21 protein-coding genes and 2 pseudogenes are annotated in these 17,392 nt (G+C 68.4%); 11 read left to right on the plus strand and 12 right to left on the minus strand.

Annotated features, from left to right (window positions below):
* Positions 1–86 (minus strand): annotated as a pseudogene (locus tag AB0N17_RS09895) (alcohol dehydrogenase catalytic domain-containing protein); the annotation flags it as partial.
* A 30-nt stretch (positions 87–116) separates the two neighbouring features.
* The gene (locus AB0N17_RS09900; protein WP_366010681.1) at positions 117–479 is read right to left on the minus strand and encodes a four-helix bundle copper-binding protein; all 363 of its coding nucleotides are present in this window, start codon (positions 477–479) and stop codon (positions 117–119) included.
* A gap of 496 nt (positions 480–975) precedes the next feature.
* Between AB0N17_RS09900 and AB0N17_RS09905 the strand changes: the two genes are divergently transcribed.
* The 6 genes from AB0N17_RS09905 (at position 976) to AB0N17_RS09930 (ending at position 3,928) form a co-directional block, all read left to right on the plus strand.
* A complete protein-coding gene (locus AB0N17_RS09905; protein ID WP_366010682.1) occupies positions 976–1,167 on the plus strand; it encodes a hypothetical protein in 192 nt (63 codons plus the stop codon).
* Entirely contained in the window at positions 1,151–1,675 is a 525-nt protein-coding gene (locus AB0N17_RS09910; RefSeq protein ID WP_366010683.1) for a DUF6879 family protein, read from the plus strand. The genes AB0N17_RS09905 and AB0N17_RS09910 overlap by 17 nt, the downstream gene beginning before the upstream one ends.
* Positions 1,672–2,502, plus strand: coding sequence for a helix-turn-helix transcriptional regulator (locus tag AB0N17_RS09915; protein ID WP_366010684.1), 831 nt, complete (start codon positions 1,672–1,674; stop codon positions 2,500–2,502). Before AB0N17_RS09910 ends, AB0N17_RS09915 begins: the two co-directional genes overlap by 4 nt.
* A 332-nt stretch (positions 2,503–2,834) precedes the next feature.
* Positions 2,835–3,059, plus strand: coding sequence for a hypothetical protein (locus tag AB0N17_RS09920; RefSeq protein WP_250404821.1), 225 nt, complete (start codon positions 2,835–2,837; stop codon positions 3,057–3,059).
* Positions 3,060–3,154: 95 nt separating this feature from the next.
* Positions 3,155–3,379 carry a DUF397 domain-containing protein gene (locus AB0N17_RS09925; protein ID WP_046427928.1) on the plus strand — a complete coding sequence of 75 codons (225 nt, stop codon included), beginning with the start codon at positions 3,155–3,157 and terminating at the stop codon, positions 3,377–3,379.
* Positions 3,380–3,460: 81 nt separating this feature from the next.
* Positions 3,461–3,928, plus strand: coding sequence for a hypothetical protein (locus tag AB0N17_RS09930; RefSeq protein ID WP_366010685.1), 468 nt, complete (start codon positions 3,461–3,463; stop codon positions 3,926–3,928).
* A gap of 181 nt (positions 3,929–4,109) precedes the next feature.
* Here the strand turns inward: AB0N17_RS09930 and AB0N17_RS09935 are convergent, their stop codons facing one another.
* From AB0N17_RS09935 to AB0N17_RS09945, 3 genes and pseudogenes are all read right to left on the minus strand, one after another.
* Complete coding sequence (locus AB0N17_RS09935; protein WP_366010686.1) at positions 4,110–4,652, minus strand: hypothetical protein; 543 nt, start codon at positions 4,650–4,652, stop codon at positions 4,110–4,112.
* Between the two features lie 211 nt (positions 4,653–4,863).
* Positions 4,864–6,102 (minus strand): DUF3987 domain-containing protein, encoded by a 1,239-nt coding sequence (locus AB0N17_RS09940; RefSeq protein WP_366010687.1) that lies wholly within the window; start codon positions 6,100–6,102, stop codon positions 4,864–4,866.
* Between the two features lie 77 nt (positions 6,103–6,179).
* A pseudogene (locus AB0N17_RS09945) lies at positions 6,180–6,359 on the minus strand (helix-turn-helix transcriptional regulator); the annotation flags it as partial.
* A gap of 568 nt (positions 6,360–6,927) precedes the next feature.
* Between AB0N17_RS09945 and AB0N17_RS09950 the strand changes: the two are divergent.
* Entirely contained in the window at positions 6,928–7,233 is a 306-nt protein-coding gene (locus AB0N17_RS09950; RefSeq protein WP_366010688.1) for a tyrosine-type recombinase/integrase, read from the plus strand.
* 199 nt (positions 7,234–7,432) lie between these two features.
* On the opposite strand, the gene AB0N17_RS09955 is transcribed toward AB0N17_RS09950, so the two are convergent.
* Positions 7,433–8,590 (minus strand): acyl-CoA dehydrogenase family protein, encoded by a 1,158-nt coding sequence (locus AB0N17_RS09955; protein ID WP_366010689.1) that lies wholly within the window; start codon positions 8,588–8,590, stop codon positions 7,433–7,435.
* A gap of 181 nt (positions 8,591–8,771) precedes the next feature.
* On the opposite strand from AB0N17_RS09955, the gene AB0N17_RS09960 reads away from it, so the two are divergent.
* The gene (locus AB0N17_RS09960) at positions 8,772–10,115 is read left to right on the plus strand and encodes a UDP-glucose/GDP-mannose dehydrogenase family protein (RefSeq protein ID WP_366010690.1); all 1,344 of its coding nucleotides are present in this window, start codon (positions 8,772–8,774) and stop codon (positions 10,113–10,115) included.
* An 85-nt stretch (positions 10,116–10,200) separates the two neighbouring features.
* Here AB0N17_RS09960 and AB0N17_RS09965 read toward each other — a convergent pair whose 3' ends face one another.
* Positions 10,201–10,704: a CGNR zinc finger domain-containing protein gene (locus AB0N17_RS09965; protein ID WP_366010691.1), complete on the minus strand. Its 504-nt coding sequence runs from the start codon at positions 10,702–10,704 to the stop codon at positions 10,201–10,203.
* Positions 10,705–10,787: 83 nt separating this feature from the next.
* Here AB0N17_RS09965 and AB0N17_RS09970 point away from each other — a divergent pair, with 83 nt between their 5' ends.
* Both AB0N17_RS09970 and AB0N17_RS09975 read left to right on the plus strand, forming a co-directional pair.
* Positions 10,788–11,147 (plus strand): VOC family protein, encoded by a 360-nt coding sequence (locus AB0N17_RS09970; RefSeq protein ID WP_366010692.1) that lies wholly within the window; start codon positions 10,788–10,790, stop codon positions 11,145–11,147.
* Between the two features lie 13 nt (positions 11,148–11,160).
* Positions 11,161–11,553: a VOC family protein gene (locus AB0N17_RS09975; RefSeq protein WP_366010693.1), complete on the plus strand. Its 393-nt coding sequence runs from the start codon at positions 11,161–11,163 to the stop codon at positions 11,551–11,553.
* A gap of 21 nt (positions 11,554–11,574) precedes the next feature.
* Here AB0N17_RS09975 and AB0N17_RS09980 read toward each other — a convergent pair whose 3' ends face one another.
* Together AB0N17_RS09980 and AB0N17_RS09985 are read right to left on the minus strand one after the other, a co-directional pair.
* The gene (locus AB0N17_RS09980) at positions 11,575–12,711 is read right to left on the minus strand and encodes a dipeptidase (protein ID WP_366010694.1); all 1,137 of its coding nucleotides are present in this window, start codon (positions 12,709–12,711) and stop codon (positions 11,575–11,577) included.
* A 147-nt stretch (positions 12,712–12,858) separates the two neighbouring features.
* Positions 12,859–13,218, minus strand: coding sequence for a MerR family transcriptional regulator (locus AB0N17_RS09985; protein ID WP_366010695.1), 360 nt, complete (start codon positions 13,216–13,218; stop codon positions 12,859–12,861).
* 60 nt (positions 13,219–13,278) lie between these two features.
* Between AB0N17_RS09985 and AB0N17_RS09990 the strand changes: the two genes are divergently transcribed.
* On the plus strand, positions 13,279–14,409 hold the full coding sequence (locus AB0N17_RS09990) for an alkene reductase (RefSeq protein ID WP_366010696.1): 1,131 nt from the start codon (positions 13,279–13,281) through the stop codon (positions 14,407–14,409).
* Here the strand turns inward: AB0N17_RS09990 and AB0N17_RS09995 are convergent.
* Genes AB0N17_RS09995 through AB0N17_RS10005 form a run of 3 tightly spaced genes read right to left on the minus strand, consistent with a single transcriptional unit; the run spans position 14,358 to position 17,220 of the window.
* A complete protein-coding gene (locus tag AB0N17_RS09995; protein WP_366010697.1) occupies positions 14,358–15,536 on the minus strand; it encodes a dipeptidase in 1,179 nt (392 codons plus the stop codon). The genes AB0N17_RS09990 and AB0N17_RS09995 overlap by 52 nt on opposite strands.
* A 5-nt stretch (positions 15,537–15,541) precedes the next feature.
* The gene (gene purE, locus AB0N17_RS10000; RefSeq protein ID WP_073901377.1) at positions 15,542–16,063 is read right to left on the minus strand and encodes a 5-(carboxyamino)imidazole ribonucleotide mutase; all 522 of its coding nucleotides are present in this window, start codon (positions 16,061–16,063) and stop codon (positions 15,542–15,544) included.
* Entirely contained in the window at positions 16,060–17,220 is a 1,161-nt protein-coding gene (locus AB0N17_RS10005; protein WP_366010698.1) for a 5-(carboxyamino)imidazole ribonucleotide synthase, read from the minus strand. Before AB0N17_RS10005 ends, purE begins: the two co-directional genes overlap by 4 nt.
* Positions 17,221–17,392: the final 172 nt, after the last annotated feature.

The following is a 17,392-nucleotide window of genomic DNA, read 5'->3' on the forward strand; positions in this document are numbered from 1 at the left end:
CGGCACTTGCCGCACACCAGGTGGCCCTCGCCGCTGACCCGGTCGCCGATGCGGATGTCGGTCACGTCGCGGCCGACCTCGACCACGGGGTGCCCTCGCGCGCGTTCGGGCGGACCTCACATCTTGACGCCCGCCATCGCGCGGCACATCTCCGCCGCGCGGCGACACGCCTCCGCGCAGCGCATCATCTGCGGGTCGTCCGGCATCGTCATACACGCCTCGGCGCACATGTCGCACGCCTTGGCGCACATCGCGCACATCTCGCCCGACATCGGCGAGCGGCGCATCATCATGTCGGCGCACATACGGGTCGTCTCGGAGCAGTCCATGAGGGCACGCATGATCTGCATCTGGGCCTGACCGCCCATGTGCATGCAGGAGCTCATGGACTCCTCGCACATCGTGTGCGCGGCCATGCAGGCGTTGACGCAGTCCTGCATCTGCTGGGTCATGGGGGTCATCGTTCCGGGCTGGGCCATGGCTCCTCCTAGGGGGGCGTGGGACCGGGACGGGGTCCCGTGTGCTTCCGTCCTACGTCCCCCCGGGCCGCCCCGCATGTGACCGACCGGTCGGGAGGTGCGCCCAGGCAGCGGAAAGGCGCCCCGCGGGGGGCGCCTTCCCAAAGAGCCGTACCGCCGCCGTTACGGCAGGTTGCGGGCCATCACGATCCGCTGGACCTGGTTCGTGCCCTCATAAATCTGGGTGCTTTACAGGCCATACGGCTCTGGCCTGCACAGAACACCCCTCCCGGAAGGGGCCTCCCCAGCATTTCCCCATGATCGTAAACAGTCTCCGCAGGCAGGAGGCGAGCTGGAGGCACCACCACCAATCGCGCCGCGTACGAGCAGGCCGGGCGCAGGTTACGCGGTTTCCCGTTCCGTCAACCGTGATCGCTTGACCGGTGCGCACAGCCCTCGGGAGCATCAACCCAGATGCGGGGTACTGGCAGCGGCACGGGAGAGGGGAACCCAGACCATGAAGGTCACCAAGCTGGTCAGCACGTGCGACATCAAGGACTGCCCGACGATCTACGCCACGGATCGTGGCACCTTCCTGGTACAGGGCGAGACGCCGACCGACCACGGGCTTCAGATTCCCGCGCACGAAACCCTGCTCGAGATCCCGATGGAACTGATCCAGAAGGCCATCCGTGACAACCTCATCTAGGACCCTCGGCGAGCTCTTCGAGGCATTCGAGCGCGAGGCATTCCGGCTGGAGACCCTGGACGACTACAGCAAGTCCGGGAGCGTCGACGCCTATCAGGCATTCCTGGCCGGGGAGCCACAGCCAGACGACTACAACGCAGGCTGGATCGAAGAACTACGCTCGCACACCGAGAAGGGGAAGCGGGTATACCGGGTCCATATCCTGTCCCGCCCGCTCACGGACTATCTCAGGTTCGAACTCGGCTGGGGCTACCACAAGAATGCGAGCGGGGGTGAAGAGTTCTTCATCCTCGACATCACCGACAAACCCAACCCCCTGGAGAACGTTCCGGATTTCTGGTTCTTCGACTCCGAATCCGTGGCCGTGATGAACTACGACGGAAGCGGAAAGTACCTGGGATCGGAAGTGCTACCGCCGGAACGAACAGCGGAATTCACGCGGTACCGTGATGCGGCTCTCGCGCACGCGGAACCGTTCACCGAATGGTGGGCCAAGTACGGGACGTGAACAGAGCACAGCTTGGAGCCGCGCTGCGGGCGCTGCGAGTGGCATCCGGCAAGGAAGCCAAAGCGGTGGCCCGCAGCGCCCTCATGTCTCCGTCCAAGCTGTCCAAGATCGAGAATGCGAAGCTGGCACCCAGCGCGGCGGACGTAGAGCGCATCCTGACCGCCATCGGTGTCTCGGACGAGGTCAAAGCGGAGTACGCGGAAGCCGCACGCGCGTCAGCGACGGAAGCGACGGCGTGGCGCCTGCTCAAGCGAATCGGGGTCCACAAGGGCCAGCAGGCCGCCAAGGCTCTGGAAGCCCAGATGTCTGTACTGCGGCTGTTTCAACCCGCGCTCGTTCCGGGCCTGCTCCAGACGCCCGAGTACATCAGGGCCATTCTGCAACGGCACAATCTGAGTGAAGACGCACTCACGCGAACGATCAATGGGCGACTCGAACGGCAAGCGGTTCTCTACGACAACGCAAAGTCGCTCCGGTTCATCATCACCGAACCTGTTCTGCGCTGGCGCATCGTGCGACCGCAGATGATGGCCGCTCAGCTTGATCGCATCGTCTCCATTTCGCGGCTCTCCCACGTGGACATCCGGATAGTCCCTCTGCGAATTCAGCAACATGACATCGCAAATCATGCCTTCGTCATCCGTGACGACCGCATGGTGACGGTTGAAACCGTCCATGCCGAAGTCGTCGTTACGGACCCGCGAGATGTGAGTCTCTACGTTGATAAGTTCGAAGGATTCGCGCGAGCCGCGCTGGCCGGCGACGAAATGCGGGATCTGATCGAAAGCATCCGCAACGACTTTTTGCGGGAACAGGAAACAGACTAGAGGCGCAATCGTGGGCCGCCGAAGATGGGGGCCATGGTGAGCGACAGCAAGGCACATAGGACCGAAGCGGCTGATCATCTGGGCAGCAGTGAGGCCCGACAGTTCCTCTCCCGTCTCTCCGGAGCGTTCGGCGTCGGCGGCGTGCTCATGGTGCAGAAGAGCGACCCTGGCCCCGAAGGCGCGGACCTGGCGCCGAGTTCGGCTTTGCACTGGCCTCGGTGCGAGTGCGGGACCCCGAAGTGTCCTGACTACAAGCCCCCGCCGAATAGCCCATCAGCGGGACTGAGCGGCAGAGTCGCCGCAGCCAACGCGCGGAGCCGTGGGGGTGGGCTGTGAGCGTCAGAGCGGCCATGCGGTACGTCATGCACCGGATCATCGAGCATCCCGACACGGACGTGACGTTCGAGGCCGAGTGTCTGCACTGCGGTTGGAAGGCGACTCCCGCCGATGACTCGGCCTCCGTCGACGTGGAGTGCATGAGCCACACGGGCCGGTCCGGGCACGCCGGTTTCCGGCGCATCCGGACCTCGTTCGCCATGGTCGTTCGCGCCGAGTGACACACCGCTCCTGCGGTGGAATCCCTGAACTCCCGCCCGGTATGGGCGGCGACGGTCAGTCATGGCCGTGATCAGTTGAGCAGGAAGGTGAAGTGATGCTGGACGGAAGTGATCTGTACGCGCTCGACATCAACGGGGCGTCGTTCGTGAAGGCATGCGGCGGCCCCTGCACCGAAGGGTGCGTGACCCTGGCGCGGATCGGTGACGACGCCTGGGCCCTGGGTGACAGCAAGCGGCCGGACGCTCAACCGCTGCGGTTCACCACGGAGGAACTGGACGCGGCCGGTATCGACCCGGCGCGCTTCGGCCTGAACGTCTGATCCTCCCCCTCCCGCCAGCCAGGCCGGGTCCCCCTGTCCCTGGGTCCGGCCCGGCTGGCACTCCTCGGAAGGGAACGACTGGTGCACCACCACGGCTATCTATGGACCGGCCCGAAAGACCGCTTCGACAATGAAGCCCTACGGCGGCCCCCTCATTCAGATCCGCCCCCGACAGGAAGCAGGCCGGAACTGATCCTTCGTTACCGCGAGGTGGCCGCAGAGTTCCCCACGTCGGATCTCCCGCCGCTGGAAACGGCGTACTGGCTAGTCAAGCCCCGTTCACTGGTTCGGGGCACGTGGGATGAGGCGAAGGAAGCGGCGGCCTGGCTCGGTGAGCGTCTGTCCGAGTACACCCCCCGGTTCGCATCGGAAAGAGACCGAGACACCACGCGCCTGGCCCGACTGGTGAACGCCGCTGCCGAACAACTGCACTCGGGTGCTGATGTGTCGTACGGCTTCTACCTCGAACGTCCGTCGTATCTGTCCCTGGCAGTGGTGACGTGCTCCCCGAATCACTCAAAACCTGAACTGGCCTGCCCCATGAGGTAGTCGAACGACGAAGGAGCAATAGGGGTTCAACTCAACGTGCGGTTCCGACTGCTTCGGCTCGGGGGCGGGCTCCGGGACTGCTCCCTTCCCAGACTGACGACCGTTGCTCGGTTCCGCCCACGCTCCGCGCTGGCCGGCTGCGACACAGAGCCACTCCGCTATACGAAAAGGGTGCCGACGCCTACCCGCCGCTAGCATAGGTTTCCGCTTGCCGACTCAGATGATCAATAAGCTGTTTAATTTGATGCTGCGTGGGCTCATTCCAGTCCGCATCGGATTTGACAGGCACGCCAAGTACGGCAAGCTTCGTAAGGTGCCCCCTAAGGGTGGCCAAAACTTGAAGATACTCCTGCCATTGTTGCTGAAGTTGCGCGTGGGCGGCCGCGTCTCCCGTCATTCTTGCCACGTCTATGTCAAGACGATAGACATATACGTTGCTGGCTTGTCTCGCGGTGGTAAGGGAAGCTTGCAGTTCCTTTAGTACCGTACCCCGCCGCTTACGCTTGTCCTCGTTCCGCGCACGTTCTCGCGCATGCTCCTCGTCGAGCTGATTGTGCCTAATTTCCTTTTGCTTTTCGCGGTCCTCTTTTTTCACCTGGAACCGGTGACGAAGATCCTCCACCCAGATCTTCGTGGCTTCTACTGAAGCGATACGCCAAGCCGCCGTCATCCCGACAATAAAGCCTGACGCCGCCGTCCCAATAAGCGCCGCCCAGTCAGGCATGCCGCCTCCCCCCTGCGCAAACTGTGGTGAATGGGAAGTCTAATGCGTGCGGGACCTGCAGGTCAGGCCTTCCAGACTCTGTCTGGCTACTCCGCGACGAAGCCGGACAAACACCCCTACACCAGGTGAGGTGAGGGGTGCTTGTGCGGCGGGTGGAGAGGTGCCAAGTCTTGCGGGAAGCCCAGTGGGGTGCGCGGGGTTGACTGGTTGGCTAGAGCAGAGCACGGAACGGGTTCTCATCCAGCGGTTCCGGGGGCCCTTGGCGGGTCGTCAGTTCTGGATCTTTTTTCGGTTCTGGACGGTAGGCGTCCAGGCGGACGACGGTGGGCCGCCGCGCTTCCCGTTCTGCTGCGGCCGGCATGGGGGCGGAAGAATGGGAGACCGGTTCTGGCTCGGACTCGGAATCGTCACCGCGGAGTGTGAAAACGGTGGCCGGCCGACCGCTCTTCCCCGACCGTTCCACAGTCACGACGACTTCCGGAAGTGCTCGGACCTGAGCGGCCGTCGCTCCCACGTACGGGAGAATCTGCGAGGACGTGGCCGATCCTCCATGAAGTTCGATCCTGGCCCGGACCTTCTCCGCGAGGCTGAGCGGCTGACACTTCCTGGTCTTGCTCCCGCTTCCGGCGGCGATGGCCTCCACCGTGTTCATGGCGTACGTGACCAGGGAGGCCGCTGCGTGCAGGTCATCAGCGGTGATCTCAGGGCGCAGGTCAAACAGCGCGAACAGAGCGGCGATCCGGCGTACCTGCTCATTGCAGCGTGCGGCGAACGGCTTCAGATCTTCCGACTCACGGGCCTTGCTCAACAGGTCCTGTCGGATCGTGTCGGCCACGTCGTAGGCGTCATCGGCCAAGGTGACCGTGTTAACGCGCTGTCCGAACCGGACGGCCCTCGCGAAGAGTTCGCCTGCCTCCGGGACCAGGTGTGCGGGCATGCGCTCCCGCTCGCTGAGCCAGCAGACTTGAGACACGGGCAGGGTCAACAGCCGGTTGTAAGATCCGCCGTCTCGGTCGGTTCCTGAGAGGTTCGCCGAAAACTCCTCCGGCGTGATGTGCCCCATGATCGCGACTCGGGGAGCGTCCACCTGGACGGGATCCTTGGCCCTGGACGTGGCGACGGGCGCACCGTCCCACAGATCACGGAGAACCTGAGAGAGGTTGGCCTGTCTGCGTCCGGCCCGCAGGACACGGGCGTACTCGGTATCGATGATCAGGGCGTGTTCTCCGCAGTCAGCCACTGCCTGAATGAGTCCCGCGCCGCCCACCACACCGTGAATCACATTGCCGGTCATGAAGGTTCGGTTGGCGTCCCGGGCAATGGACTCAGCGATGCCCCACGACTGCCCCTTGCCCTCACCGGTGCCACCGCAGAGCAGGACATGAAGCATGAGCGGCATGGAACCGGAACCGCGCTGAACTCGGGTTTCCGGCAGCATGGCGGAGAACACGCACAGGAGGCCACCGAGCAGACCGGGGCGGAGTTCTCATCCCCTCCGGCCTGTTCGACCAGGGAAGCGATCGGAATCCGGAGGTGATGAGCAATGACCACGAACGTAGTCAGGCTCGGCTTACGCTCACCACGCTCCCACTGGTAGACAGCCTGGGTGCTGCACCCGATTTGATCGGCTAGCTCCTTGACGGTGATTCCCAAACTGAGACGTCGAGATTTTCCCTTCTCAGGGTCATACATGGTTCCCCCAAGCATTCGAGTGAGTAACAAGAAGAGCAAAAGACAGGGCCCCTGGGTGGCTGAGGGGTGAAGAAATCTGGTGATGCCACAGAGTCGACTATCACTCCACTTGACCTAAAATTCTCTGACTGAGAATCCAAGTGAAGAGGGCCGCTTTGGGGGCGGCCCTACACCTCACAAGAGGACAACGTAAGAGAAGACACTGCCCCCCTTACCCCCCACTGTGAACGAGATCAGCAGAGAGCAAGAGGAGGAGTGTTTCTCTACGTTGTCATCTCACAGGGAGGTTTCCGCAGAGCCCCGTAACGACTTGGGAACTGCCCGGCCGTGTAGGCCGTGCCAGAGGCACACCGCCGAGTGTGCATGGCCCCAGAGGATCGCTCCTCCACTGCTCTGAATAAATGCGACACATGCGGGGGACGCCCTGAAGCGGCTACCGCTGTCACCTTCCGGTGGTGTTGATCCGGCCCCACAGCTCTCGGTAGCCGGACAGGTCTTGCTCCTCCAGGCCGTCAAAGTCGAGCTACGGCGGCACATCAAGAACCACGGCGTATGGGGGCCGGAGCGACTTCTCTTCCCCAACGTGACGCGGACTGGCTACCTCTACGCGTCGTACTTCTACCCGAAGATCTGGATGGAGGCTCTGGGCAAGGGACAGGTGAAGTACTGCAAGGCGCACTCACTCCGGCACTACTACGGGTCGCGACTGCTGTACGCCGGAGTCCCCGAGAACGACGTGGCCGACTGGATGGGCCACAGCAGTACGGACGTGCTGAGGGAGCACTACCACTACATCTTCGAAGGGGCCGAGCAGCGTGGCCGGGCCGCCATCGCAACGATGTTGACGCCCGGCGCCGACGACCCGACTGAGGGATCAGAGGTCGCCTGATCCGCGTACGACAACAGCCCCCGACGTCGGGCCGGGGGCTGTGTTGTTTGTGCAGGTCAGTGGCCGTTTTCAGCCCGGCATCTGCCCAGGATTCCCCCAGCATGACGCCCGGGAACGGCCCTGATCAGGCCGCAACGGACAGAAAGCCTAGGGCGTCCCTCCGGACCTTCGAAACAGCTCCTGACCTGCAAAAACCCTGCTAAGGCAGGTTCCGCGCCATCACGATCCGCTGGACCTGGTTCGTGCCCTCATAAATCTGCGTGATCTTCGCGTCGCGCATCATGCGCTCCACCGGGTAGTCACGGGTGTAGCCGTAGCCGCCGAGGAGCTGGACCGCGTCCGTGGTGACCTCCATGGCCACGTCCGAGGCGAAGCACTTGGCGGCGGCGCCCAGGTAGGTGAGGTCGGCGTCGCCGCGCTCGGAGGCGGCGGCGGCCTGGTAGGTGAGGGCGCGGGCCGCCGAGATCTTCATGGACATGTCGGCGAGCATGAACTGGATGCCCTGGAAGTCGGCGATCGCCTTGCCGAACTGCTTGCGCTCCTGGACGTAGCCCTTGGCGTAGTCGAGGGCGCCCTGGGCGCAGCCGAGCGCCTGGGCGGCGATGGTGATGCGGGTGTGGTCCAGGGTCTTCATGGCGGTCATGAAGCCGGTGCCCTCCTCGCCGATCATGCGGTCGGCGGGGATGCGGACGTTGTCGAAGTAGACCTCGCGGGTCGGGGAGCCCTTGATGCCGAGCTTCTTCTCGGGGGCGCCGAAGGAGACGCCCTCGTCGGACTTCTCGACGACGAACGCGGAGATGCCCTTGGAGCGCTTCGAGGGGTCCGTCACGGCCATCACCGTGTAGTACTCGGAGACGCCCGCGTTGGTGATCCAGCGCTTCACGCCGTTGAGGATCCAGTGGTCTCCGTCACGGACCGCCTTGGTCTTCATGCCGGCCGCGTCCGAGCCCGCCTCCGGCTCGGAGAGGCAGTACGAGAACATCCCGTCGCCCTTGGCGAGCGGGGTCAGGTACTTCTTCTTCAGCTCCTCGCCGCCGGAGAGGATCACCGGCAGGGAGCCGAGCTTGTTCACGGCCGGGATGAGGGAGGAGGAGACGCAGGCGCGGGCCACCTCCTCGATCACGATGACCGTGGCGAGCGCGTCGGCGCCGGCGCCGCCGTACTCCTCGGGGACGTGCACCGCGTGCAGGTCGTTGGCCACGAGGGCGTCCAGCGCCTCCTGGGGGAAGCGGGCCTCCTCGTCCACCGCCGCGGCGTACGGCGCGATCTTCGCCTCGACCAGGGCGCGGACGGCGTCGCGGAGCATGTCGTGCTCCTCGGACGGGCGGTACAGGTCGAAGTCAGCCGTTCCGGCCACGGTCTCTCACGCTCCAAAGACGCAGTGATACTGACGCTAATTACCGTTAAGTAACTCAAATTTTAGAGGGCCGCCCGTGGGACGCCTACGTGAGGTACGCGACAGCGGGGAAATTGCCCGGTGGGCGGCCCGACTATGCTCGGCTCCGCATCACCGACGTACCCGATCTGGAGCGCACCCCATGAGCCTGAAGATCACCGTGATCGGCACCGGCTATCTCGGCGCCACCCACGCCGCGGCCATGGCCGAGCTGGGCTTCGAGGTGCTGGGACTCGACGTCGTGCCCGAGAAGATCGCCATGCTGGAGCGCGGCGAGACACCGATGTACGAGCCGGGGCTGGAGGAGCTGCTGCGCCGGCACGTGGCGGGCTTCGAGGGGTCCACCGGGCGGCTGCGGTTCACCACGGACTGGGCCGAGATCGGGGCCTTCGGCGACGTGCACTTCGTGTGCGTGAACACCCCGCAGCGGCACGGCGATTACGCGGCGGACATGTCGTACGTCGACTCCGCCATCGCCTCGCTCGCCCCGCACCTGCACGGCCCGGCCCTGGTCGTCGGCAAGTCGACCGTGCCGGTGGGCTCGGCCGACCGGCTGGCGTCGTACCTGGTCGACCACGCGCCGGCCGGCGGGGACGCCGAGCTGGCCTGGAACCCGGAGTTCCTGCGGGAGGGGTTCGCGGTCCAGGACACCCTGCACCCGGACCGGATCGTGGTCGGGGTGCGCAGCGAGCGGGCGGAGAAGCTGCTGCGGGAGGTGTACGCGACCCCGGTCGGCGAGGGCACGCCGTTCGTGGTGACCGACTTCCCGACCGCCGAGCTGGTGAAGACGGCCGCGAACTCCTTCCTGGCGACGAAGATCTCGTTCATCAACGCGATGGCGGAGGTGTGCGAGGCCGCGGGCGGTGACGTGGCCAGGCTCGCGGAGGCCATCGGGCACGACGACCGGATCGGCGCCAAGTTCCTGCGGGCCGGGATCGGTTTCGGCGGCGGCTGTCTGCCGAAGGACATCCGGGCGTTCATGGCGCGGGCGGGCGAGCTGGGCGCGGACCAGGCGCTGACCTTCCTGCGCGAGATCGACTCCATCAACATGCGCCGGCGCGGTCAGATGGTGGAGATGACCCGGGAGGCGCTGGGCGGCGGTTCCTTCCTCGGCAAGCGGGTCGCGGTGCTCGGTGCCACCTTCAAGCCGGACTCGGACGACGTCCGTGACTCGCCCGCGCTGAACGTGGCCGGGCAGATCCATCTCCAGGGCGGTCAGGTGACCGTGTACGACCCGAAGGGCATGGGCAACGCCCGCAAGGTGTTCCCGACGCTGGGGTACGCCGACTCGGCGGCGCAGGCCGTGCGCGGTGCGGACGTGGTGCTGCACCTGACCGAGTGGCGGGAGTTCCGCGAGCTGGACCCGGCGGCGCTCGGTGAGGTGGCGGCGGCCCGGCTGATCCTGGACGGGCGCAACACCCTGGACCCGGAGCTGTGGCGGCGGGCCGGGTGGACGTACCGGGCGATGGGCCGGCCCACCGCGTAGCAGACGCACGTGGCGACGCCGGTTCGGCCGAGGCTCAGTCGGCCGAACCGGCGTCTTTCCGCATTCTGCACCAAGTCCGGGCGGCTCACGTCCCCTTCGCCCGGTAGCGCCGCATCTTCGCGCGCGCCCCGCACACCTGCATCGAGCACCAGCGGCCGCGTCCGGCGGGGCTGCGGTCGTAGTACGCCCAGTGGCAGGTGTCGGCCTCGCAGGCCTTCAGCCGGGTCCAGGTGCCGGCGACGAGCGCCCCGGCGACGGCGGCGGCGACCCGGGAGAGCAGGGGGCGCGCGTCGGCGGGTGCGAGGGCGGCCGTGCCGTCGTCGTCGAGGGTGACGAGCAGCGGGGCGTGCGCCAGCAGGTCGCCCAGGGGGGTGACCGTGCGGTGCGGGGGGTGCCCGGCGTGCGCGAGGAGCACGGCGCGCAGCGACTCGCGCAGTTCCCGGGCCCCGTCCAGTTCCGCCTCGGTGAGGGCGAAGCGGGCGCGGCCGTCCGCCGTGTCGAGCGCGTCGTGTCCCGTTTCGAGGTCGAGCGTGTTGACCAGCGATTCGACCAGCGCCAGGCCTGCGGGGGCGGCCGATCTCTCACTCATGCTTGCGACGTTACCCCCGATGGGGGAGCATGCAGTAACCGTTACCGGTTACCCGTCTCTACAGGTAACTCAAGGAGGTAGTCATGGCTGTCGCCAAGCTCGGTGTCGTGGTCCTGGACTGTCCCGATCCCCATGCGCTGGCCGGTTTCTACGCCGGGGTGCTGGGCGGCACGGTGGAGGGGGACGAGGACTGGGTGGACCTGAGGTCGCCCGGCGGCCCGGCGCTGGCCTTCCAGCGGGCGCCGGAGCATGTGCCGCCGGTGTGGCCGTCGGCGGACGGCTCGCAGCAGTTCCACCTGGACCTCGTGGTGGAGGACCTGGACGCGGCCGAGAAGGGGGTGCTGGAGCTGGGCGCGAAGCCGCTGGACGCGGAGGACCGCGAGCGCACCTTCCGTGTCTACGCCGACCCGGCGGGGCACCCGTTCTGTCTCTGCGCCTGCTGAGAGGGAGGACATCATGGCGTCCGTCGCCCGTTTGCGTTCCGTCGTGCTCGACTGTCCCGACCCGCACGCACTGGCCGCCTTCTACGCGGCGGTGGCGGGAGGCACCCCGCAGGCGGACGACGACGACTGGGTCGTACTGCGGGTGCCGGACGGCCCGCGGCTGGCGTTCCAGCGGGCCGAGGGGCACACCCCGCCCCAGTGGCCGCGCGCGGACCGCGACGGCCAGCAGTTCCACCTCGACTTCGACGCGGGGCGGACCTGGGCGGAGATCGACGCGGCCCATGAGCGGGTGCTCGCGCTGGGTGCCGGCCCGCTGGACCTGGAGGACCGGGAGAAGAAGGACTTCCAGGTGTACGCCGACCCGGCCGGGCATCCCTTCTGCCTGTGCCGGATCGACGAGGCGTAGTGCCGCGGGCGGGGAGAGGTTCTAGGCGTCCGGCTCGGTGGTCCTCGCCCGGGCCCCCTCCCCGCGGTGCTGTGTGAGGCGGGCGCCGAAGTCGGCGCTGCGCACCACCCGCTGCACGTTTCCCCAGGTCAGCAGGGCCAGCTCGGCCTCGGACCAGCCGCGGCGGAGCAGCTCGGCGATCAGGTGCGGGTAGCGGGAGGTGTCGGCGAGGCCGCGGGGGTGGGTGGCGCCGGAGCCGTAGGTGCCGGACAGGCCGACGCACTCGGGGCCGGCCACGTCGCGGACGTGATCGAGGTGGTCGGCGACGTCCCGGACGGTCGGGCCGGTCTGCTCGGCGGTCAGCGGCACCATGCACAACCCCTTGGCCTCGCCCAGCGCGGCGAGCAGTTCGTCGGGCAGGTTGGCGGGATGCGGGCGCAGGGCGCGGGCGGCGGAGCGGGTGCACAGCACCGGGGTCCTGGACAGGGCCACGGCACGCTCCACGGTGGCCTGGGAGGCGCCGGAGACGTCGGCGAGGACACCCAGCCGGTTCATCTCGCCCACCACCTCCTCACCGAACCGGGTCAGCCCCGCCGCGCCCGCCCAGTCCGTGCCCGTGAGGGTGAGCACGCGCAGCCCGAGGGCGCGCAGCATGCGCAGGACGCCCAGGGAGCCGCCGAGCGCGCCGGCGTGGGCGGGGCCCAGCAGCACCGCGACCCGGCCGTGGTTGCGGGCGTCGATGATCTGCCCGGCGGTGCGCACCAGGCGCAGGCCCTCCGGGTGGCCGTCGATCACCGAGCGCGCCTGGTCCACCTGTTCCAGGGTCGCCGTCACCACACGGTCGCCGCCGGGCTCTTCCGGCAGGTGCAGCGACCAGAACAGCGCGCCGACACGGCCCTCGCGCAGCCGGGGCACATCGGTGGCGAGGGCGGCCTCGCCCCGCTCCAGGTCGCACCAGGGCAGCCGGCGCAGCGCCCAGGGCAGTCCGCTGTAGCCGTCGGCGACCGGGTGGGCGGTGAGCAGCGCGTGGGCCCGCTCCAGCGCCTCGTCCGCGGAGCGGGGGGCGGCCTCCGGGAAGGGAACGTCCGGGAAGGGGTCGTCAGGGAAGGGGTCGTCCGGCAGGTCGTCGCCCTCGCCGGCCTCGGTCGTGCGGGGAATGTCGTCCTGGAGGTCGGCCATGGCGGCTCCGTACGTCGTGGGCTACGTCGGTCGTGAGCGTGGGCTACGTCGGTCGTGAGCTACGTCGTGATGCGGCGGGCGTATCGCCACGGTCGCACGGAGCGGAGGAGACCTCCCTGGTGAGTGGGGCGTTCGGGGGTAACCCGGTCAGGCCTCGCGGGCGGTGCGGATCACCTCGTCCAGCGTCTCCCGGGACCGCTCCAGATCGGCGATCATGCGGTCGATGCGGTCGCGTTCGGCGGTGAGGTCGGCGACCAGCCTGGGGGTGGCGACCGCGGAGGGGCCGCCGTCCCGGTCGCGCATGCAGGGCAGCAGCTGCCGGATCTTGTCGCTGTGCAGCCCGGCCGCGTACAGCTCCTGGATCCGGATGACCCGGTCGACGGCCCGGTCGGGGTAGTCGCGGTGCCCGCCGGGGGTGCGTTCGGCCGTGAGCAGGCCCTGGGTCTCGTAGTAGCGCAGCGACCGCTCGCTCACGCCCGTGCGCCGGGCCAGTTCACCGATGCGCATCCGCCACCTCCCCGAAGAGGGCTTGATTCTGACATCAGTGTCAAGTTCTACCGTTCCGGCATGACGCAGACAACGGACTTCCTGGCCCCGGCCCGGCTCGGCCGGCTGGCGCTCCCGAACCACCTCGTGATGGCCCCGCTCACCCGCAATCGCGCGGAAGCCGACGGCACCCCGACGGACCTGATGGTCACGCACTACGCCGAGCGCGCCTCGGCCGGGCTGATCATCGCCGAGGGCTCGACACCGAACGCGGCCGGGCAGACGTACCCCGACATCACCGCGATCCACACCGACCGGCACACGGCCGGCTGGCGGCAGGTCACCGACGCGGTCCGGGCGGCCGGCGGGCGGATGTTCCTGCAGCTCCAGCACGGCGGCCGGGTGAGCCATCCGGCGACCACGGGCCTGACCCCGGTGGCGCCCTCCGCGATCCCGCTGCCGGAGACGATCTTCACGCCGGGCGGGCACCGGCCGGCCGCCGTGCCCCGCGAGATGACGGCGGACGACATCCGCGCCACGATCGCCGACTTCGCCGCCGCCGCGCGCCGGGCCGTCGAGGCGGGCTTCGAGGGGGTGGAGGTGCACTCGGCCAACGGGATGCTGCTGCACCAGTTCCTCGCGGACAACACCAACCGCCGGACGGACGGCTACGGCGGCTCCGCGGCACGGCGGGTGCGGTTCGCGGCGGAGGTGACCGAGGCGGTGGCCGACGCGATCGGCGCGGACCGGGTGGGCATCCGCGTCTCCCCCGCGTCCACCGTCAACGGCGTCCTGGAGGAGGACACCGGCGCCCTCTACGCGGCGCTCCTGGACCGTCTGAAGGGCCTGGACCTCGCCTACCTGCACCTGGTGCGCTCCGACCCGGGGGCCGGCTGGTACCGGCGGATCCGCGCCGACTGGCCCGGCACCCTGATCGGCAACCCGGACCTGACCGGCCTGACCACCGAGGCCGTCACCCGGGCCGCGCGGGAGATGCTGGCGGCGGGCGCGGACCTGGTGGCGCTCGGCCGGCCGTTCCTCGCCAACCCGGACCTGGTCGAACGGCTGCGCCTGGGCGCCCCGCTCAACCCGGTCCGGGACCGCTACTTCATGTACGTGGGCGGCGCCGCCGGCTACAACGACTACCCCGCCCTGGACCGTCAGCCGTCCAGCGACTCGATGGTGGCGAGGGACGGCGCCCGGGTGGCCTGAAGGTCACGGGCCACGTCCTCGGCCACGCCCAGCACCCGTACCGCGTTCTGCCAGGTCAGCTTGGCCAGGTCGGCCTGGGACCAGCCGCGGTCCAGCAGCTCGGCGAGCAGGTTCGGGTAGCCGGAGACGTCGTCGAGGCCGTCCGGGGTGAACGCGGTGCCGTCGTAGTCGCCGCCGATGCCCAGGTGGTCGATGCCGGCCACCTCGCGCATGTGGTCCAGGTGGTCCGCCACCGTGGACACCGTGGCGACCGGGCGGGGGGTGCGCTCCTCGAACGCGCGGTGCAGCTTCATCGCCTCGGGGCTGGTGTCGAGGTGGTGGAAGCCGTGGGCGCGCAGGTTGTCGTCGGCCGCCGCCGTCCAGTCGACGGCCGCCTGGAGCACGAACTTCGGCACGAACGTCACCATCGCCACGCCGCCGTTGCCGGGCAGCCGCTCCAGCACGTCGTCGGGGATGTTGCGGGGGTGGTCGCACACCGACCGGGCGGAGGAGTGGGAGAAGATCACCGGCGCGGAGGTCGCGTCCAGGGCGTCCCGCATCGTCGTCGCCGCCACGTGCGAGAGGTCGACCAGCATGCCGAGCCGGTTCATCTCCCGGACCACCTCGCGGCCGAAGGCGGTGAGACCGCCGGCCTTGGGCTCGTCGGTCGCGGAGTCCGCCCAGTCCACGTTGTCGTTGTGGGTGAGCGTCATGTAGCGCACGCCGAGCGCGTACAGGCCGCGCAGGGTGCCGAGCGAGTTGGCGATGGAGTGGCCGCCCTCGGCGCCCATCAGGGAGGCGATACGGCCGTCCCGGCGTGCCCGCTCCATGTCGGCGGCGGCCAGCGCGGGCGCCAGGTCCGCCGGGTAGCGGGCCAGCAGCTGCCGGACGCAGTCGATCTGCTCCAGCGTCGCCGCCACCGGCTCCGGCTGGTCCGCGGGCACGTACACCGACCAGTACTGCGCGCCGACCCCGCCCTCGCGCAGCCGCGGGAGGTCGGTGTGCAGGCGCTCGCCCTGGTGCCCGGCGATGTCGAGCACGTCGAGGTCGTAGCCGGCGTGCTTGCGCAGCGCCCAGGGCAGGTCGTTGTGACCGTCGACGACGGGGAACGCGCGCAGCAGTTCCCGGGCCTCCTCCAGTGACGTCATCGCGGTCACTTCCCGAAGCCGAAGCCGCTCGCGCCCTCGACCTTGGAGCGCAGCCGCTTGCCCTTCTCGGTGGCCTGGTCGTTGAGGTCCTGCTGGAAGTCGCGCATCTTGTGCAGCAGGTCCTCGTCGTGCGCGGCGAGCATGCGGGCCGCGAGGAGACCGGCGTTGCGGGCACCGGCCACGGAGACCGTGGCCACGGGGACGCCGGCCGGCATCTGCACGATCGACAGCAGCGAGTCCATGCCGTCGAGGTACTTCAGCGGCACGGGGACGCCGATGACCGGCAGCGGGGTGACCGAGGCCAGCATGCCCGGCAGGTGGGCGGCGCCGCCCGCACCGGCGATGATCACCTTCAGCCCCCGGTCGGCGGCCTGCTCGCCGTAGGTGATCATCTCGCGCGGCATGCGGTGTGCGGAGACGACGTCCACCTCGTAGGCGATCTCGAACTCGTCCAGGGCCTTGGCGGCGGCCTCCATGACGGGCCAGTCGGAGTCCGACCCCATGACGATGCCAACAACAGGGCTCATTCGGTGATCGTGCCTCTCAGGTAGCCGGCTGCGTGACGGGCGCGCTCCAGCACGTCGTCCAGGTCGTCGCCGTAGGTGTTGACGTGTCCGACCTTGCGGCCGGGCTTCACGTCCTTGCCGTACATGTGGATCTTGAGCTTGGGGTCGCGGGCCATGCAGTGCAAGTACGCGGAGTACATGTCCGGGTAGTCGCCGCCGAGGACGTTGGCCATCACGGTCCACTTCGCACGCGGGCGCGGGTCGCCGAGCGGGAGGTCGAGGACGGCGCGGACGTGGTTGGCGAACTGCGAGGTGATCGCGCCGTCCATGGTCCAGTGACCGGAGTTGTGCGGGCGCATCGCCAGCTCGTTGACGAGGATGCGGCCGTCGCGGGTCTGGAACAGCTCGACCGCGAGGTGCCCGACGACACCCAGCTCCTTGGCGATGGTCAGGGCCATCTCCTCGGCGCGCAGCGCGAGGTCCTCGTCGAGGCCGGGCGCGGGGGCTATGACGGTGTCGCAGACGCCGTTGACCTGCTGGGACTCGACCACCGGGTAGGCGACGGCCTGGCCGTGCGGGGAGCGTACGACGTTGGCCGCGAGCTCGCGGACGTAGTCGACCTTCTCCTCGGCGAGAACCGGGACGCCCGCCTTGAACGGGTCGGCGGCCTCCTCCACGGAGTCCACGACCCACACGCCCTTGCCGTCGTAGCCGCCGCGGACGGTCTTCAGGACGACGGGGAAGCCGTCGCCCCGCGCACCCTCCGGGAGGCCCTCGCGGGCGAACGCGGCCACGTCGGCGGGATCGGCGACGATCCGGTGCCGTGGGCACGGGATGCCGATCGAGTCGAGTCTGGCGCGCATCACCCCCTTGTCCTGGGCGTGCACCAGTGCGTCGGGCCCCGGGCGCACGGGGATGCCGTCCGCCTCCAGGGCCTTGAGGTGCTCGGTGGGTACATGTTCGTGATCGAAGGTGATCACATCGCAACCGCGCGCGAACTCGCGCAGCGTGTCCAGGTCGCGATAGTCGCCGACGACGACATCGCTCACGACCTGCGCCGCGGAATCCTGAGGGGTGTCACTGAGAAGCTTGAACCTGATGCCCAACGGGATGCCCGCTTCGTGCGTCATACGCGCGAGCTGCCCCCCGCCGACCATGCCGACTACCGGGAACGTCACACCCCTAGCGTATCGGCCACGCCGGGGCGGCCGGATCGCGTCCCTCTCACCGCGTCTTACCCGTCCCTTTCCGGTCTCTTTCCGACCTGTTTCCGAGCCTTGGCCTTGTGCACAGGCGCCGGGGGGTCGGCCTGGATAGCATGGCCGGGTTGACGAAACCTACCGACGGGAG

It is taken from the genome of Streptomyces sp. NPDC051133 (assembly GCF_040682635.1).
In the GTDB taxonomy this organism is placed as follows: Bacteria; Actinomycetota; Actinomycetes; order Streptomycetales; family Streptomycetaceae; genus Streptomyces.

What these genes read in the sequence shown, in the direction of transcription:
- AB0N17_RS09905 (WP_366010682.1), top strand. Translation starts at nt 976, where the DNA reads ATGAAGGTCACCAAGCTGGTCAGCACGTGCGACATCAAGGACTGCCCG.
- AB0N17_RS09970 (WP_366010692.1), top strand. Translation starts at nt 10,788, where the DNA reads ATGGCTGTCGCCAAGCTCGGTGTCGTGGTCCTGGACTGTCCCGATCCC.
- AB0N17_RS09900 (WP_366010681.1), bottom strand. Translation starts at nt 479, where the DNA reads ATGGCCCAGCCCGGAACGATGACCCCCATGACCCAGCAGATGCAGGAC.
- AB0N17_RS09995 (WP_366010697.1), bottom strand. Translation starts at nt 15,536, where the DNA reads ATGACGTCACTGGAGGAGGCCCGGGAACTGCTGCGCGCGTTCCCCGTC.
- AB0N17_RS09975 (WP_366010693.1), top strand. Translation starts at nt 11,161, where the DNA reads ATGGCGTCCGTCGCCCGTTTGCGTTCCGTCGTGCTCGACTGTCCCGAC.
- AB0N17_RS09985 (WP_366010695.1), bottom strand. Translation starts at nt 13,218, where the DNA reads ATGCGCATCGGTGAACTGGCCCGGCGCACGGGCGTGAGCGAGCGGTCG.
- purE (WP_073901377.1), bottom strand. Translation starts at nt 16,063, where the DNA reads ATGAGCCCTGTTGTTGGCATCGTCATGGGGTCGGACTCCGACTGGCCC.
- AB0N17_RS09925 (WP_046427928.1), top strand. Translation starts at nt 3,155, where the DNA reads ATGCTGGACGGAAGTGATCTGTACGCGCTCGACATCAACGGGGCGTCG.
- AB0N17_RS09990 (WP_366010696.1), top strand. Translation starts at nt 13,279, where the DNA reads ATGACGCAGACAACGGACTTCCTGGCCCCGGCCCGGCTCGGCCGGCTG.
- AB0N17_RS09965 (WP_366010691.1), bottom strand. Translation starts at nt 10,704, where the DNA reads ATGAGTGAGAGATCGGCCGCCCCCGCAGGCCTGGCGCTGGTCGAATCG.
- AB0N17_RS09960 (WP_366010690.1), top strand. Translation starts at nt 8,772, where the DNA reads ATGAGCCTGAAGATCACCGTGATCGGCACCGGCTATCTCGGCGCCACC.
- AB0N17_RS09935 (WP_366010686.1), bottom strand. Translation starts at nt 4,652, where the DNA reads ATGCCTGACTGGGCGGCGCTTATTGGGACGGCGGCGTCAGGCTTTATT.
- AB0N17_RS09980 (WP_366010694.1), bottom strand. Translation starts at nt 12,711, where the DNA reads ATGGCCGACCTCCAGGACGACATTCCCCGCACGACCGAGGCCGGCGAG.